Source organism: Streptomyces sp. PA03-6a (assembly GCF_033792765.1).
Lineage (GTDB): Bacteria > Actinomycetota > Actinomycetes > Streptomycetales > Streptomycetaceae > Actinacidiphila.
The window spans coordinates 1-15,379 of sequence record NZ_JARAVK010000222.1; the positions used below are offsets into that span (position 1 = coordinate 1).

At 73.3% G+C, this 15,379-nt stretch carries 15 protein-coding genes; 11 read left to right on the forward strand and 4 right to left on the reverse strand.

All coding sequences use genetic code 11. The annotated features are described in order from the left end of the window. Positions 1-146: 146 nt before the first annotated feature. The 3 genes from PV350_RS36085 to sucD all read left to right on the forward strand — a co-directional run bounded on the left by PV350_RS36085 (position 147) and on the right by sucD (position 3,734). Positions 147-1,331 (forward strand): VWA domain-containing protein, encoded by a 1,185-nt coding sequence (locus tag PV350_RS36085; RefSeq protein WP_499513513.1) that lies wholly within the window; start codon positions 147-149, stop codon positions 1,329-1,331. A gap of 324 nt (positions 1,332-1,655) precedes the next feature. Continuing rightward, complete coding sequence (gene sucC / locus PV350_RS36090) at positions 1,656-2,831, forward strand: ADP-forming succinate--CoA ligase subunit beta (protein ID WP_499513514.1); 1,176 nt, start codon at positions 1,656-1,658, stop codon at positions 2,829-2,831. Positions 2,832-2,849: 18 nt separating this feature from the next. Next, the gene (sucD, locus tag PV350_RS36095) at positions 2,850-3,734 is read left to right on the forward strand and encodes a succinate--CoA ligase subunit alpha (RefSeq protein WP_499513515.1); all 885 of its coding nucleotides are present in this window, start codon (positions 2,850-2,852) and stop codon (positions 3,732-3,734) included. Positions 3,735-3,813: 79 nt separating this feature from the next. On the opposite strand, the gene PV350_RS36100 is transcribed toward sucD, so the two are convergent. Continuing rightward, complete coding sequence (locus PV350_RS36100; RefSeq protein WP_499513516.1) at positions 3,814-4,761, reverse strand: RNA polymerase sigma factor; 948 nt, start codon at positions 4,759-4,761, stop codon at positions 3,814-3,816. 112 nt (positions 4,762-4,873) lie between these two features. Here PV350_RS36100 and PV350_RS36105 point away from each other — a divergent pair, with 112 nt between their 5' ends. Beyond that, the gene (locus PV350_RS36105; protein WP_500337724.1) at positions 4,874-6,238 is read left to right on the forward strand and encodes a cell division protein PerM; all 1,365 of its coding nucleotides are present in this window, start codon (positions 4,874-4,876) and stop codon (positions 6,236-6,238) included. Between the two features lie 31 nt (positions 6,239-6,269). Here the strand turns inward: PV350_RS36105 and PV350_RS36110 are convergent, their stop codons facing one another. After that, the gene (locus PV350_RS36110) at positions 6,270-6,977 is read right to left on the reverse strand and encodes a hypothetical protein (protein WP_499513518.1); all 708 of its coding nucleotides are present in this window, start codon (positions 6,975-6,977) and stop codon (positions 6,270-6,272) included. Positions 6,978-7,206: 229 nt separating this feature from the next. Here PV350_RS36110 and purN point away from each other — a divergent pair, with 229 nt between their 5' ends. Both purN and purH read left to right on the forward strand, forming a co-directional pair. Then, positions 7,207-7,821, forward strand: a complete 615-nt coding sequence (gene purN / locus PV350_RS36115; RefSeq protein WP_499513519.1) for a phosphoribosylglycinamide formyltransferase — start codon at positions 7,207-7,209, stop codon at positions 7,819-7,821. Further along, positions 7,818-9,371: a bifunctional phosphoribosylaminoimidazolecarboxamide formyltransferase/IMP cyclohydrolase gene (purH, locus tag PV350_RS36120; RefSeq protein WP_499513520.1), complete on the forward strand. Its 1,554-nt coding sequence runs from the start codon at positions 7,818-7,820 to the stop codon at positions 9,369-9,371. Before purN ends, purH begins: the two co-directional genes overlap by 4 nt. A 69-nt stretch (positions 9,372-9,440) precedes the next feature. Here the strand turns inward: purH and PV350_RS36125 are convergent, their stop codons facing one another. Further along, the gene (locus PV350_RS36125; protein WP_499513521.1) at positions 9,441-10,037 is read right to left on the reverse strand and encodes a hypothetical protein; all 597 of its coding nucleotides are present in this window, start codon (positions 10,035-10,037) and stop codon (positions 9,441-9,443) included. A gap of 40 nt (positions 10,038-10,077) precedes the next feature. Beyond that, positions 10,078-10,761 (reverse strand): RDD family protein, encoded by a 684-nt coding sequence (locus PV350_RS36130; protein WP_499513522.1) that lies wholly within the window; start codon positions 10,759-10,761, stop codon positions 10,078-10,080. Between the two features lie 102 nt (positions 10,762-10,863). On the opposite strand from PV350_RS36130, the gene PV350_RS36135 reads away from it, so the two are divergent. The 5 genes from PV350_RS36135 to PV350_RS36155 all read left to right on the forward strand — a co-directional run. Further along, complete coding sequence (locus PV350_RS36135) at positions 10,864-11,718, forward strand: bifunctional methylenetetrahydrofolate dehydrogenase/methenyltetrahydrofolate cyclohydrolase (protein ID WP_499513523.1); 855 nt, start codon at positions 10,864-10,866, stop codon at positions 11,716-11,718. Further along, on the forward strand, positions 11,715-12,161 hold the full coding sequence (locus tag PV350_RS36140) for a DUF3017 domain-containing protein (protein WP_499513524.1): 447 nt from the start codon (positions 11,715-11,717) through the stop codon (positions 12,159-12,161). The genes PV350_RS36135 and PV350_RS36140 overlap by 4 nt, the downstream gene beginning before the upstream one ends. An 85-nt stretch (positions 12,162-12,246) precedes the next feature. Continuing rightward, complete coding sequence (locus PV350_RS36145; protein WP_499513525.1) at positions 12,247-13,464, forward strand: NADP-dependent isocitrate dehydrogenase; 1,218 nt, start codon at positions 12,247-12,249, stop codon at positions 13,462-13,464. A 238-nt stretch (positions 13,465-13,702) separates the two neighbouring features. Further along, positions 13,703-14,944 carry a sensor histidine kinase gene (locus PV350_RS36150; RefSeq protein ID WP_500337727.1) on the forward strand — a complete coding sequence of 414 codons (1,242 nt, stop codon included), beginning with the start codon at positions 13,703-13,705 and terminating at the stop codon, positions 14,942-14,944. Then, positions 14,941-15,379: response regulator (locus tag PV350_RS36155; protein WP_500337729.1), on the forward strand; the 439-nt coding region annotated here is incomplete at its 3' end. The genes PV350_RS36150 and PV350_RS36155, both read left to right, overlap by 4 nt.

Genomic DNA, 15,379 nt, shown 5'->3' on the forward strand with positions numbered 1-15,379 from the left:
GCCGTGGGGGAGGGCCTGCCGGGCTTCGCCCCGGGGCTCGACGAGGAGCGGGCGGAGGCGGCGCTGTCCATGGCACGGCTGCTGCTCGGGCCCGGCGGAGAGGACGGGGGTCGGGACGCATGACGGACTCGGGCACGGACACCGGCATGGACACGGGCACAGGCACGGGCACGGACGCCGACGAGCGGCTGCGGCGCTGGCGGATGGTGCTCGGCGGCGGGCCCGCCGACGGCACGGGCCGGCGGCTCACCGGCCGGGACGCGGCGATGGACCAGGCACTGGAGGCGCTGTACGGCGCCGCCCCGCACGGCGGGGGCGGTGCACCGCCCCCGCGGAGCGCCGGGCTGGGCGGCTCGGCGCCCCAGGTCGCGCGCTGGCTGGGGGACATCCGCAGGTACTTCCCCAGCAGCGTCGTCCAGGTGATGCAGCGCGACGCCATCGACCGGCTCGGGCTGTCCGCGCTGCTGCTGGAACCGGAGATGCTGGAGGCGGTCGAGGCCGACGTCCACCTGGTCGGCACACTGCTCTCGCTGAACAAGGTGATGCCCGGGACGACGAAGGAGACGGCGCGGGCGGTGGTCCGCAAGGTCGTGGAGGACCTGGAGCGGCGCCTGGCGACCCGGACCCGGGCCACCCTCACCGGCGCGCTGGACCGTTCGGCGCGGGTCCACCGCCCGCGGCACCGGGACATCGACTGGGACCGCACGATCCGTGCCAACCTCCGGCACTACCTGCCCGAGCACGGCACCGTCGTCCCCGAACGGCTGATCGGCCACGGCCGGGCCTCGCAGGCGGTGCGCAAGGACGTCGTGCTCTGCATCGACCAGTCGGGCTCGATGGCGGCCTCCGTGGTCTACGCGTCCGTCTTCGGCGCCGTGCTCGCCTCCATGCGCAGCATCGACACCCGGCTGGTCGTCTTCGACACGGCGGTCGCCGACCTGACGGAACATCTGGACGATCCCGTCGACGTGCTGTTCGGCACCCAGCTCGGCGGCGGGACCGACATCAACCGGGCGCTGGCCTACTGCCAGTCCCTCATCAGCCGGCCCGCCGAGACCGTCGTGGTCCTCATCAGCGACCTGTACGAGGGCGGCATACGCGACGGGATGCTCAAGCGGGTCGCGGCGATGAAGGCGTCCGGTGTGCAGTTCGTGGCACTGCTGGCGCTGTCGGACGAGGGCGCGCCCTCCTACGACCGCGAGCACGCGGCGGCGCTCGCGGCGCTGGGGGCGCCCGCGTTCGCCTGCACCCCGGATCTCTTCCCCGAGGTCATGGCGGCCGCCATCGAGAAGCGGCCGCTGCCCGTGCCCGAGCCCGCCCCCGGAGGGTGAGCCGGGACGGGGCGGGTGGGAGCGGCCGCGTCACCCTCGGTGAGTGGACCGCCCCGGCGGCTCCCGCCGGGGCGACCCGCCCGTGTCCCCGCCGCCGCGGGAACCCCCCGAACGGCTGGTCTGTGACCGTTCTCACCGCTCTCGCACCATCTCGGATTTACCCGTGCCGCCCGCGCGGCGATAACCTGCGAGACGGACATGCCGCGTGCTCGGCCGACGTGTGCGCCCCCCGTACGGCCGTTCGTATGGTTCGTTACGAAGACGTCAGCGACGACCCGCCCCGGCACGCAGACAACGAACCGCGATAACCAAGGACGGACGCGCGTGGACCTGTTCGAGTACCAGGCGAGGGACCTCTTCGCCAAGCACGGTGTACCGGTGCTGGCCGGTGAAGTCATCGAAACGCCTGAGGCGGCGCGCGAGGTCGCGGAGCGGCTCGGTGGCAAGGCTGTCGTCAAGGCACAGGTGAAGACCGGTGGCCGTGGCAAGGCCGGCGGCGTGAAGGTGGCGTCGGACCCCGAGGACGCGGTGGCGAAGGCCGGCCAGATCCTCGGCATGGACATCAAGGGCCACACGGTCCACAAGGTGATGCTGGCCGAGCTGGCCCCGGAGATCGCCTCCGAGTACTACGTCTCCTTCCTCCTCGACCGCGCCAACCGGACCTTCCTGGCGATCGCGTCCGTCGAGGGCGGCATGGAGATCGAGGAGGTGGCGGCGACCAACCCGACGGCCGTCGCCCAGATCCCGGTGGACGCCATCGAGGGCGTGACCCCGGAGAAGGCCCGCGAGATCGTCGAGGCGGCCGCCTTCCCGGCCGACGTCGCCGACCAGGTCACCGAGATCCTGCAGACCCTGTGGAAGACCTTCATCTCCGAGGACGCGCTCCTCGTCGAGGTCAACCCGCTCGCCAAGGTCGCCGACGGCCGCGTCATCGCGCTCGACGGCAAGGTCTCGCTGGACGAGAACGCCGACTTCCGCCAGCCGGAGCACGAGGCGCTGGTCGACCACGCCGCCGCCAACCCGCTGGAGGCCGCGGCCAAGGCCAAGGGCCTCAACTACGTCAAGCTCGAGGGCGAGGTCGGCATCATCGGCAACGGCGCGGGTCTCGTCATGAGCACCCTGGACGTCGTCGCCTACGCCGGTGAGGGCCACGGCAACGTCAAGCCCGCCAACTTCCTCGACATCGGCGGTGGCGCCTCCGCCGAGGTCATGGCCAACGGCCTCGAGATCATCCTGGGCGACCCGGACGTCAAGTCCGTCTTCGTCAACGTCTTCGGCGGCATCACCGCCTGCGACGCGGTCGCCAACGGCATCGTCCAGGCCCTGGAGCTGCTGAAGTCCAAGGGCGAAGAGGTCACCAAGCCGCTCGTCGTCCGTCTGGACGGCAACAACGCGGAGCTCGGTCGGCAGATCCTGACCGACGCCAACCACCCGCTGGTCGAGCAGGTCGACACCATGGACGGCGCCGCGGAGCGCGCCGCCGAGCTGGCTGCGAAGTAAGGGACAGGTCACCACATCATGGCTATCTTCCTGACCAAGGAGAGCAAGGTCATCGTCCAGGGGATGACCGGTTCCGAGGGCACCAAGCACACCCGGCGCATGCTCGCCTCGGGCACCAACATCGTCGGCGGCGTGAACCCGCGCAAGGCCGGCACCAGCGTGGACTTCGACGGCACCGAGGTGCCGGTCTTCGGCTCCGTCGCCGAGGCCATGGAGAAGACCGGTGCCGACGTCACCGTCATCTTCGTCCCGCCGAAGTTCGCCAAGGACGCGGTCATCGAGGCCATCGACGCCGGGATCGGCCTCGCGGTCGTGATCACCGAGGGCATCGCGGTCCACGACACCGCCGCCTTCTGGGCGTACGCGGGCAGCAAGGGCAACAAGACCCGGATCATCGGTCCCAACTGCCCCGGCCTGATCACCCCCGGCCAGTCCAACGCGGGCATCATCCCGGCCGACATCACCACCTCCGGCCGCATCGGCCTGGTGTCGAAGTCGGGCACGCTGACCTACCAGATGATGTACGAGCTCAGCGACATCGGCTTCTCCTCGGCGGTCGGCATCGGCGGTGACCCGATCATCGGCACCACCCACATCGACGCGCTGAAGGCGTTCCAGGACGACCCCGAGACCGACCTGATCGTCATGATCGGCGAGATCGGCGGCGACGCCGAGGAGCGTGCCGCGGCCTTCATCGCCGAGCACGTCACCAAGCCGGTCGTCGGCTACGTCGCGGGCTTCACCGCGCCCGAGGGCAAGACCATGGGCCACGCCGGCGCCATCGTCTCCGGCTCCTCCGGCACCGCCCAGGCGAAGAAGGAGGCCCTCGAGGCCGCCGGCGTCAAGGTCGGCAAGACCCCGTCGGAGACGGCCCGCCTCGCGCGCGCCATCCTGCAGGGCTGATCCCCGCCTCCGTACGGAGGCACGCACACGGGCCCGCTCCCTCCGGGGGGCGGGCCCGTGTGCGTGTGTGCGGGCGTGCTCAGCGCGCGGGGGCGGAGGTGCGCTGCCCGACCGGCTCGTGGTCGGCCGCGACGCGGTCGCTGAGCGGCCCGAAGACCAGCCCGACCGCGGTCGCCAGCGCTATCACCACGGTCGCCACCACGGCACCCACCGTGCGGATGCGCAGCCACTGCTCGCTCAGTTCGCGCACCATGGCCGCCGGGAACTCCGGCTGCGGCTGCTCGTCCAGCAGGTCGCCCAGCCGGGCCGGCGCCCCCTCGCCCAGGGCCTCGCGCCCCCGGACGATGCGCCGCCTGGTCATGGAGGTGGTGGCCATGCTCTCCGCCGCCGTCCGCCGCAGGCTCAGCCCCAGGCCGTCGTGGAGCAGTACGGCGTGCCGGGTGCCGCGCGGCAGCCGCTGGAACGGGCTGCGCTCCCGTGGCGGGGTGCGGTACCAGGGCAGCGTCTGCTGCCAGGGCGCGAGGGCGTGGTGGTGCGCCTCCGCACGGATCCACCCGGCCGGGTCGGGGTCGACGGCGACCTCGGGCCACCGCTGCCAGGCCAGGTCGAAGGCGCGGTGCACGGCGTGCCGGGCCAGCCGCATGTTGCCGGTGAGCAGTTCGACCTGGCGGAGCAGGGCGGGCGCGTTGCGGGTGTACAGCCCGTCGAAGGCTGCCTGCGCGGCCCGGGCGATCCGTACGGCCTCGATCGCCGGGTCCTCGGTCCCGGCCTCGCCCGCGGCCTCCGGCTCCGGGGCCGGCTGCCCGCCGGGCGGAGCGGACGAGGGGGCGGGGTCGCGGGGCCCCTCGGCCCCCGTCGGCCCCACCCGTTCCGCGGACGCGTCCGATTCCCCCGCACCGGCCGCCTGCACGGCCTGCGGGTCTTTGGCGGCGTTCCCGGCCTGCGCCGCCCCGGGGGCCTTCGCCGGCCGGGGACGCCTTCGCTTCTTGATGGCCTTCGCGGCCCTCGCCGTGGATGTGCGGCTCATGCGATCGACCACTCGGATCGAATGAAGAAACGCATAACGCCATATTCCGCGACACGACGGTCATTCGCATGCTGCCACGGCGAAAGGGGGTGTTCTTGGCAGCATGAGATCCGTGAGTGCCGCAAGCGCCCTGAGTCACGTCGTGCACCGGATCCGGGCCGCCCACGAGACCCTGCGCACCTCCGAGTCCGCCCCCGCCTTCACCGGCGGCGTGGTCGCCGCGGGCCTGGGCCTGGGCGGCTTCGCCATGCTCGTGCTCTTCCTGTGGGTCGTCTCGCCGTTCCCCGACAGCGGGCTGAACGGCGCCCTCCACGTCGCCGCGGACTGCTGGCTGCTCGCCCACGGCGGCGGCCTGGTGCGCACCGAGACCCTCTCCGGCGTCGCCGCGCCCATCGGCGTCACGCCGCTGCTGCCCATGGCGTTCCCGGTGTGGCTGCTGTACCGGGCGGGGGCGGACGCCGTCGCGCCGGCCTCGGACGACAAGGCCGCGCGGTCCGCCGTCGCGTGGCTGATCGGCGGGTACCTCGCGGTGGGCGCCGGGGTGGTCGTCTACACCTCGTACGGGCCGGTGCGCAGCGACGCGCTCGGCGCCGCGGTGCACCTGCCCCTCGTCGCCGCCCTCGCGGCGGCCGCGGGGGCCTGGATGGAGCGGGGGCGGCCGCGGATCCCGCTGCCGGCGTGGCTGTCCCGGGTGACCGTGGCCGCGACGGTGCCGCTGCGGGATGCCGCGGTCGTGCTGCGCTCGGCGGGGGCGGGCGTCTGCGTCCTCGTCGCGGGTGGCGCGGCGCTCACGGCGGTGACCCTGGCGCTGCACCCCGGCGCCGCGGGGGCGTCGTTCACCCGGCTCAGCGAGGCGCTGTCCGGGCGGCTGGCGGTGCTGGCGGTGGCGGTGGCGCTGATCCCGAATGCCGCCGTGTGGGGCGCGGCCTATGCGCTCGGCCCCGGTTTCGCGCTCGGCACCCAGGCCGCGGTGCGTCCGGCCGGCGTGGTGGGGGAGCCGGTGCTGCCGGACTTCCCGCTCCTCGCGGCGCTGCCCCAGCCCGGGCCCGGGACGTCGCTGACCTGGGTGGCACTGGTCGTGCCGGTGCTCGCCGGGGTCGCGGTGGGGGTGCTCGCCGTCGACCGGCGGGAGCCGTGCGGCCTCGGGCGCACCGCGGCGCACGCCGCCCTGGGCGGGCTGGTGTGCGGGATCGCCATGGCGCTGCTCACCGGGTTCGCGGCGGGGCCGCTGGGCACCGGGGCGCTGGAGGAGTTCGGGCCGTCCTGGTGGCTCACCGGGTTCGCGGCGGCCGGGTGGACGGCGGCCGCCGGTACGCCCACGGCCCTGCTGGTGCGCTGGGTGCGGGTCCGCCGCGCCGCCGCCGGGACGGAGGGCCGGGACGCGAGGGGCGAGGAAGCGGTGGGCGAGGAAGCGGAGGTGCAGGGCGACGCGGTGCGGGGCGACGCGCTGCCCGGCGCCGCCCCGTCGGAGGCCTGAGCCTCCGTCCGGGGCCGGCGCGAGCGGCGCGTCAGGGTGTGTGGAGCACGTCGCGCAGCGGGGTCGGCAGCAACTGCTGGCAGGCGTCGCGCGACGAGGAGGTCAGCGCGTCGCGCGTGCAGGAGTAGTAGTCCTTGTAGACGACCTGGGTGGTGAAGGTCGTCGCCACCACGCAGAGGGCCAGCCCGCCCATGATCAGACCGCCGAGCGCGGCCGGGCGCTGCGGCTTGCTGCGGGGGTCGGTGGGCCGCTGCGGCGGAGGGGTGGCGCCGCCCTCGGCCAGCAGGGCGGCCGCCTCGGCGCGGGCCTTGGCCCGTTCCTCGGGCTTCATCCGCAGCGCGTTGACGCTCCAGTACAACGCGAGGGCGCCGAGCAGCAGCCCCACGTACGTCCAGCCCAGGAAGAGGGCGAAGAACAGCCCCCACATGCCGCAGATCATGGCGTAGCGGGCACGCCGCTGGGCGGGGTCGGTGGGGTCGAAGCGCGGCCCGTCCGGGCGCCGTCCGCCGCCGTAGCCGCCACCGGGGCGGTCGCCGTAGCCGCCGTCCTGCCGGCCGGGCTGCCGCTCGCTCCACTGACCGCCCCACGCCGGGGGCGGCGGAGGCGGTGTGGGCGTGGGGCGCTCGTCCCCGGAGTCGGAGGGCTGCTCCGGCCGGCGCGGCTGCCAGGGCTGCTCGGGGGCGTTCTCCGCCGGCGGGGCGAACGGGTTGTCCTGCTCGTGGCCTCGGCCACTGCTCATGCTTGCCTGGGTCATCCCCTTGCCGTCGACTCCTCGAGTTGTCGGACGTGTGACTTCGCCGTTCTTCACCCCAGACGCTACCGCCCGCGCGCTCCCCCGTCCCGTGGGGGCGGTCGGGTGTGCCGGTATCGTTGCTGACGGTCGACGGCCTCGTAGAGTTCCCCGGAATTCCGGCGATCTTCGAGTCGTACGATCCTCCAAAGCGCCGGATCCCGAGAGATGACCCGCAGTGGCCACAGTCTTTCCGCCCCTTTCCCGCCCCGCCCGACTCGTCGTGCTCGTCTCCGGTTCGGGCACGAACCTGCAGGCGCTGCTCGACGCGGGACTGCACGTCGTCGCCGTCGGCGCGGACCGGTCCGGCATCGCCGGCCTGGAGCGCGCCGAGCGTGCCGGGCTGCCGACGTTCGTCTGCCGGGTCACCGACCACGGCGACCGTGAGGCGTGGGACGCCGCACTGACCGGGGCGGTGGCCGCGCACGAGCCCGACCTGGTCGTCTCGGCCGGGTTCATGAAGATCGTGGGCAAGGAGTTCCTCGCCCGGTTCGGCGGCCGCCTCGTCAACACCCACCCGGCGCTGCTGCCGAGCTTCCCGGGTGCCCACGGGGTGCGCGACGCCCTCGCGTACGGCGTGAAGGTCACCGGCTGCACCGTCCACTTCGTCGACGACGGCGTCGACACCGGCCCGATCATCGCCCAGGGCGCGGTCGAGGTCCGGGAGGACGACACGGAGGAAGCGCTCCACGAGCGCATCAAGGAAGTCGAGCGCACGCTGCTCGTCGACGTCGTGGGGCGGTTGTCCCGCGACGGCTATCGCATTGAGGGACGAAAGGTTCTGTTGCCGTGAGTACCAAGCGGGAGATCCGTCGCGCACTGGTCAGCGTCTACGACAAGACCGGTCTGGAGGAGCTGGCCCGCGGCCTGCACGAGGCGGGCGTCCAGCTGGTCTCCACCGGCTCGACGGCCGGGCGGATCGCCGCCGCCGGGGTGCCGGTCACCAAGGTCGAGGAGCTGACCGGGTTCCCCGAGTGCCTCGACGGCCGCGTGAAGACCCTGCACCCGAAGGTGCACGCCGGCATCCTCGCCGACCTGCGGCTGGAGGACCACCGCCGGCAGCTGGAGGAGCTGGGCGTCGAGCCCTTCGACCTGGTCGTGGTCAACCTCTACCCCTTCCGCGAGACGGTCGCCTCCGGCGCCTCGGAGGACGAGTGCGTCGAGCAGATCGACATCGGCGGCCCCTCGATGGTCCGTGCCGCGGCCAAGAACCACCCGTCCGTGGCGGTCGTGACCAGCCCCGAGCGGTACGCCGACGTGCTCGGCGCCGTCCGTGAGGGCGGCTTCGACCTCACGACCCGCAAGCGCCTGGCGGCCGAGGCGTTCCAGCACACCGCGGCGTACGACGTCGCGGTCGCGAGCTGGTTCGCGAGCTCGTACGCCCCCGCCGACGACAGCCCCTTCCCGGACTTCCTGGGCGCCACCTACGAGCGCAAGAACGTGCTGCGCTACGGCGAGAACCCGCACCAGGCCGCCGCGCTCTACACCGACGGCAGCGCGGGCCTGGCGAACGCCGAGCAGCTGCACGGCAAGGAGATGTCGTACAACAACTACGTCGACACCGAGGCCGCGCGCCGGGCGGCGTACGACCACGACGAGCCCTGTGTCGCGATCATCAAGCACGCCAACCCGTGCGGCATCGCGGTGGGCGACGACGTCGCGCAGGCGCACCGCAAGGCGCACGCCTGCGACCCGCTGTCCGCCTTCGGCGGCGTCATCGCCGTCAACCGGCCGGTGAGCGTGGCCATGGCCGAGCAGGTCGCCGAGATCTTCACCGAGGTCATCGTCGCGCCGGACTTCGAGGAGGGCGCGGTCGAGGTCCTCGCCCGCAAGAAGAACATCCGCGTGCTGCGCTGCCCGCAGGCGCCCGTCGCGGAGACGGAGTTCCGTCCGGTCGAGGGCGGGCTGCTGCTGCAGGAGAAGGACCGCCTCCAGGCCGCCGGGGACGACCCCGCCACCTGGACGCTGGCCACCGGCGAGCCGCTGACCGCCGACGAGCTGGCCGACCTGGCGTTCGCCTGGCGGGCCTGCCGGGCGGTGAAGTCCAACGCCATCCTGCTGGCGAAGGACGGCGCGACGGTCGGCGTCGGCATGGGCCAGGTCAACCGGGTCGACTCCGCCAAGCTCGCCGTCCAGCGGGCCGGCGAGGAGCGGGCCGCGGGCTCCTACGCCGCCTCCGACGCCTTCTTCCCCTTCCCCGACGGGCTGGAGGTGCTCACCGGCGCGGGCGTCAAGGCCGTGGTGCAGCCCGGTGGTTCGGTGCGCGACGAGGCCGTGGTCGAGGCCGCGCGCAAGGCCGGCGTGACCATGTACCTCACCGGGACGCGGCACTTCTTCCACTGACCGGCCGGTGTGCCGGAACGCCGAAGGCCCCCGCCGGTGCGGGGGCCTTCGGCCTGCGGGCGGACCCGCTCAGTACTGCGGGCGCTTGAACCAGGCCGCCGTCTCGGCCTTCGCCGCGAAGACGATCAGCAGCACGCTGAGCGCAAGCGGTGCGAGCAGCAGGAAGGCGCCGCTGATCATGGTGGCGACACTGCTCAGCGCGACCAGCACGCCGATCACGATGGACCCGATCCGCGTGCCGTTGCCGCCGGTCCTGTACTTGGCGCCCATGCCGATCGACAGCACGGCGAAGGCGAGGAAGAGCACCCCCATGACGTATACCAGGCCGATGGGCATGGTCAGTTCGTCGGTGTCGTCCACGCTCTTGAGCGCCGCGGCCCCGAGCAGGAGCAGCAGGCCGCCCAGGATCTGCAGCCCGCCGAGCACGAAGAGCATCGCCCGGGCCGTCCTGGCCGACGACGGCATGACCTCCGGACCACCCGGGTACGCCGCGAACGGCGCGTGCGGTTGCGGCTGCTGGGGGTAGCCGTACGGCGACTGCGCCTGCGGCTGGGGCTGCGTCGGGTAGCCGTAACCGGGCTGGGCCGGGGGCTGCTGCGGGTAGCCGTACGGCTGCTGCGGTGGCTGCCGTCCGTAGGGATCGCCGGGGCCGGGCGGATGGCTCACTTCTCACTTCCTTCGCGGGGACGGGACCGGGGGACCGGGCCTACTGGGTCTTGACGACGACCGAGTTGAGGATCTTGTCGGCGAAGGTCTGCTTCTTGTCGTCCCACAGCGGCCACAGGTAGCCGATGTAGCAGGCGGCGCCGTCCAGCCCGTGGCACAGCCGGCGGACGAAGGCCATGCCGAAGCCGAGCGGACGGCCGTCCAACTCCCGCAGCACGCTGATGCCGAGGGCCTTCTTGCCCGGCGTCTGGCCGGTCTTGCCCTCGCGGTAGCACAGGAACAGGCTGCCGGCGAGGGACAGCAGGAAGCCGAGGCCGATGAGGGCGATGGCGCCACCCGGCATCGTGGGCGCGGGGCAGGAGTAGGTGCCGCTCTCGTCGCACGCGCGGGCCGCGTCGACCACCTCGGCGATGAACTGCGCGTAGCCGATGCCGATGAGGATCATCGGCACGAGTCCGGCGACCAGGAAGTCGATCAGCGTCGCGCCCACCCGCGCACCCCAGCTCGCGAACGGGGGCATGCCCGGGACGGGACCGGCGGGGCCCCCGGGGTAGCCGCCGTAGCCGTACGGGCCCTGGGCCTGCGGCGGAACGGCGCCGTAGGGAGGCTGGGGCTGCGTCGGGTAGCCGTAACCGGGCTGGGCCGGGGGCTGCTGCGGGTAGCCGTAGGGCTGCTGGGGCGGCTGCTGGCCGTACGGATTGCCGGGACCGGGCGGGTAGCTCACGTTGGCTTCTTTCGCGCGGATGGGACTGGGGACGGGCCACATCGTCCTGGGCGGCGTCATCCGCTGTCCAGCGTTGGTGTGCGGACCTGAGAAGATGGAGGTATGACCGCCCAGATTCTCGATGGCAAGGCCACTGCCGCCGCGATCAAGTCCGAACTGTCCACCCGCGTCCAGGCGCTCAAGGCGCGGGGTGTCACCCCGGGGCTGGGCACGCTGCTGGTCGGCGACGACCCCGGCAGCCGCTGGTACGTCGCGGGCAAGCACCGCGACTGCGCGGAGGTCGGCATCGCGTCCATCCAGCGCGAGCTGCCGGAGACCGCCACCCAGGAGGAGATCGAGGCGGTCGTCCGTGAACTCAACGACAACCCGGAGTGCACCGGCTACATCGTCCAGCTGCCGCTGCCCAAGGGGATCGACACCAACCGCGTCCTGGGGCTGATGGACCCGGCCAAGGACGCCGACGGACTGCACCCGACGAACCTCGGCCGGCTGGTCCTCAACGAACGCGGCCCGCTGCCCTGCACCCCCAACGGCATCGTGGAGCTGCTCCGGCGGCACGGAGTGGAGATCAACGGCGCGCACGTCACCGTGGTCGGCCGCGGCGTCACCGTCGGCCGCTCGATCGGCCTGCTGCTGACCCGCAAGTCGGAGAACGCCACCGTCACCCTCTGCCACACCGGCACCCGCGACCTGTCCGCCCAGCTGCGCCAGGCCGACGTCATCGTGGCCGCCGCGGGCGTGCCGCACCTGGTGAAGCCGGAGGACGTGCGACCGGGCGCGGCCGTGCTGGACGTCGGCGTCAGCCGCGACGAGAACGGCAAGATCGTCGGCGACGTGCACCCGGGCGTGGCCGAGGTCGCCGGCTGGATCTCGCCGAACCCCGGCGGCGTCGGCCCGATGACCCGGGCCATGCTGCTGGCGAACGTCGTGGAGGCCGCGGAGGGCCGGTACGCATGACCGGGACGGGTCCCCGTACGCGAGCGGCGGAGCCGGAGGAGGGGGCCGGCGAATCCGGCCGCAGCCGCCGCTTCCAGGTGCTGACCCGCGGTACCGCGCGCCCCGAGGGCGGCGGCCGGGCCATGGGCGCCCACGCCCCGGCCCCGGCCCGTCAGTGGCCGGTGCTCGTGGTCTCCGGTGCGGTGCTGCTCGGCCTGGTGCTGGTGGCCGCGGACGTCACCCGGGCCGGCCTGGTGCTGGTCGGTTCGGCGCTGCTCGCGGGCGCGCTGATGCGCCGGCTGCTGCCCTCGGTCGGCATGCTGGCCGTCCGCAGCCGCTTCACCGACATGATCACCTACGGTGTGCTGGGCGCCCTGATCGTGCTGCTGGCGCTGATGGCGCAGCCGCACCCGGTGCTGGAGATCCCCTTCCTGGAGGATGTCGTCCGCTTCTCCGTGCGTTGATCCGGTTACGCTGTGTGGCGAGTGTCCTGACGTACGACGTGCACCCCGGGCACACGTCACCGGCGTGAGAGGGAGAACGACTCCCATGGCCAAGATCAAGGCAAGGAACCCGGTCGTCGAGCTCGACGGCGACGAGATGGCGCGGATCATCTGGCGGTTCATCAGGGACGAGCTGGTCCTGCCGTACCTCGACATCGAACTGGTCCGCTTCGACCTGGGAATCGAGCACCGGGACGCCACCCACGACCGGGTGACGGCGGAGGCGGCGGAGGCGGTGGGAAGGCACGGCGTCGGCGTGAAGTGCGCCACCGTCACGCCCGACGAGGCGCGGGTCGCGGAGTTCGGCCTCAAGGGGATGTACCGCTCCCCGAACGCCACCATCCGCGACCGCCTCGGCGGCGGGATCTTCCGCGAACCCGTCGTCCTGCGGAACGTGCCGAGGGCCGTGCCCGGCGGGACCCGTCCCGTGGTGATCGCCCGGCACGCCTTCGGCGACCAGTACCGGGCCACCGAGCTGCGGATCCCCGGCGCGGGCACCCTCGCCCTGAGCTTCACCCCGGCCGACGGCTCCGACCCGGTCGAGCTGGAGGTCCACCACTTCCCGGGCGCCGGCGTGGCGCTCGGCATGGTCAACCTGGACGACTCGATCCGCGAGTTCGCGCGCGCCGCCTTCCGCTACGGGCTGGCGCGCGGTCTCCCCGTCTACCTGTCCACGAAGAACACGGTGCTCAGGAAGTACGACGGCCGCTTCAAGGACCTCTTCCAGGAGGTCTTCGACGGCGAGTTCCGGCGCGAGTTCGAGGCGTCGGGCCTGGGCTACGAGCACCGCCAGGTCGACGACATGGCGGCCTCGGCCCTGAAGGGCGCCGGCGGCTACGTCTGGGCGTGCAAGAACTACGACGGGGACATCCTGTCCGGGGTCCTCACCCGGGGCGTCGGCTCGGCGGGGCTGATGACCTCGGTCCTCATGACCTCCGACGGCAGGACCGTGCTGTCGGAGGCGGCGCACGGCACGGTCACCCGCCACTACCGCAGGCACCAGGCGGGCCTGCCGACCTCGACCAACCCCATCGCCATGGTCTTCGCGTGGAGCCGCGGTCTCGCCCACCGCGCCCGGCTGGACGACACCCCCGAACTGGCCCGGTTCGCCGGGACGCTGGAGAACGCCTGCCTGGAGGTCGTCGAGGCGGGCCAGCTGACCCAGGACCTGGCGGTGCTGGTCGGCCCGGAGCAGCCGTGGCTGACGACCGAGCGGTTCCTCGCCGCCGTCGACGAGAACCTGCGCAAACGCATGTCCGTCTGAGCCGGACCTCCGGCGCCGCGCGGCACCCGTACGACCGGGTACCCCGTCCTCCCCCCGTCGGAGGACGGGGCACCGTCGTGTTGGGGCGCCCCCCTCTGGCCCCCGGCGACGACGCTACGGCCGGCGGTGCCGGGAAGGCGTCCCGTGCCGGTTTGACCTTTGGGAAGAGGACGTACAACTTCCGCGGTACGGCAGGGGACTGACGCACACCCGTACGGCCGGGGCCTACGCTGCGCCCGTGGGGAAAAAGGGGCTGGTCGACGTCCTGCTGGCGGTGGGCTTCACCGCCGCCAGCATGCTGCTGGGGCACGAACGGCCACCCGGGGACTGGATACGGCTGGACCAGTTCGGCTACGCGCTGACCGCCCTGGTCAACCTGCCCGTCGCCGTGCGCCGCTGGGCACCGGCCGGTGTCTGCGTCTTCGTCTGCGCCGCCTGGACGCTGTACGTCGCCGCCGGGTACTGGCCGGTCGTCAACTCGATGGCGCCGTTGCTCGCGCTCTACACCGCCGCGGCCCTGCGCCCGGTGCGCACCGGGCTGGCCTGCGCGGCGCTGACCGGCGCGGTCTGGGTGTACGCCGGGCTGACGGCGGCGCAGAGCTCGATGGCCACCGTGGCCGCCCAGGCCGTGGTGTTCCCCCTGGTGATGTGCCGTTTCGGCCGGTCCGCCCGGGTGTCGGGCAAGCGCGAGGAGCGGCTGGCCCGGCTCACCGAGCAGTTGCGCACCGAGCAGCAGGACCGGGCCCGGGAAGCGGTGGCGCAGGAGCAGGCGCGGATCGCCCGCGAGCTGCACGACGTGGTCGCCCACCACATGTCGGTGATCTCGGTGCAGGCGGGCATGGCCGCGTACGTCTTCCGCACTTCCCCGGAGACCGCCCGCGGCGCGCTCGACACCATCTCCGACACCACCCGCGAGGCGCTCCAGGAGATGCGCCGCATGCTCAAGGTGCTCCGAGCGGGGCCGGGCGAACCGGAGGAGGGCTGGGCCTCGTACGATCCGATGCCCTCGGTGACCCGGCTGGGCGAGATGATCGAGCGGGTGCGGGCGGCCGGCCTCGCCGTCGAGCTGCGGATCGAGGGCGGCCCGCGGCCCGTCGCCCCCGGTGTCGGCCTGTGCGCGTACCGGGTGGTGCAGGAGGCGCTGACCAACGTGCTCAAGCACGCCCCCCTCGCGCGGGCCCGGGTCCTGGTCGCCTACGAGCCGCACCACCTGACGGTGACCGTCACCGACGACGGCACCGGCACCGGCACCGATGACGGCAGCGGCTCGGGCAGCGGCTCCGGACCGCCACCGGGCCGATCCGATCCGGCCACAATCGTCCCGGGAACGGGCCACGGGTTGATCGGCATGCGGGAGCGCGCCAGGCTCTACGGCGGGACGGTGGACATCGGCCCGCTCGGCGAGGGCTTCGAGGTACGGCTCGTGCTCCCCACGTCCGCGCGGGGGACAGAGCGGCGAGGGGACGCATCGGGCGTATGACCAGGGTGCTCGTCGTCGACGACCAGTTCCTGATCCGGGCCGGCCTCGTCGCGCTGCTGCACGCCGCGCCCGGCGTCGAGGTGGTCGGGGAGGCGGGCGACGGCGAGGAGGCCGTGGAGCGCGCGGCGCGGACCGCGCCCGACGTGATCCTCATGGACATCCGGATGCCGGGGATCAGCGGGGTCGTCGCCACCGAGCGCATCCTGGCCGCCGCGACGGACCCGCCGCCGCGGATCCTCGTCCTCACCACCTTCGACCTCGACGAGTACGTCTACACCGCGCTGCGCGCCGGGGCCTCCGGATTCCTGCTCAAGGACGCCGGTCCCGAACGGCTGATCGCCGCCGTCCACGCCGTCGCCGGAGGGGACACCCTCTTCGCCCCCAGCGTCACGCGGCGGCTGATCGAGGCCTACGCGCCGCCCCGCCCCGGTGCCC

Coding starts and splice junctions, on each gene's coding strand:
- PV350_RS36085 (WP_499513513.1), top strand. CDS start 147: ATGGACACGGGCACAGGCACGGGCACGGACGCCGACGAGCGGCTGCGG.
- PV350_RS36110 (WP_499513518.1), bottom strand. CDS start 6,977: ATGAGCAGTGGCCGAGGCCACGAGCAGGACAACCCGTTCGCCCCGCCG.
- sucD (WP_499513515.1), top strand. CDS start 2,850: ATGGCTATCTTCCTGACCAAGGAGAGCAAGGTCATCGTCCAGGGGATG.
- PV350_RS36100 (WP_499513516.1), bottom strand. CDS start 4,761: ATGAGCCGCACATCCACGGCGAGGGCCGCGAAGGCCATCAAGAAGCGA.
- PV350_RS36135 (WP_499513523.1), top strand. CDS start 10,864: ATGACCGCCCAGATTCTCGATGGCAAGGCCACTGCCGCCGCGATCAAG.
- PV350_RS36145 (WP_499513525.1), top strand. CDS start 12,247: ATGGCCAAGATCAAGGCAAGGAACCCGGTCGTCGAGCTCGACGGCGAC.
- PV350_RS36140 (WP_499513524.1), top strand. CDS start 11,715: ATGACCGGGACGGGTCCCCGTACGCGAGCGGCGGAGCCGGAGGAGGGG.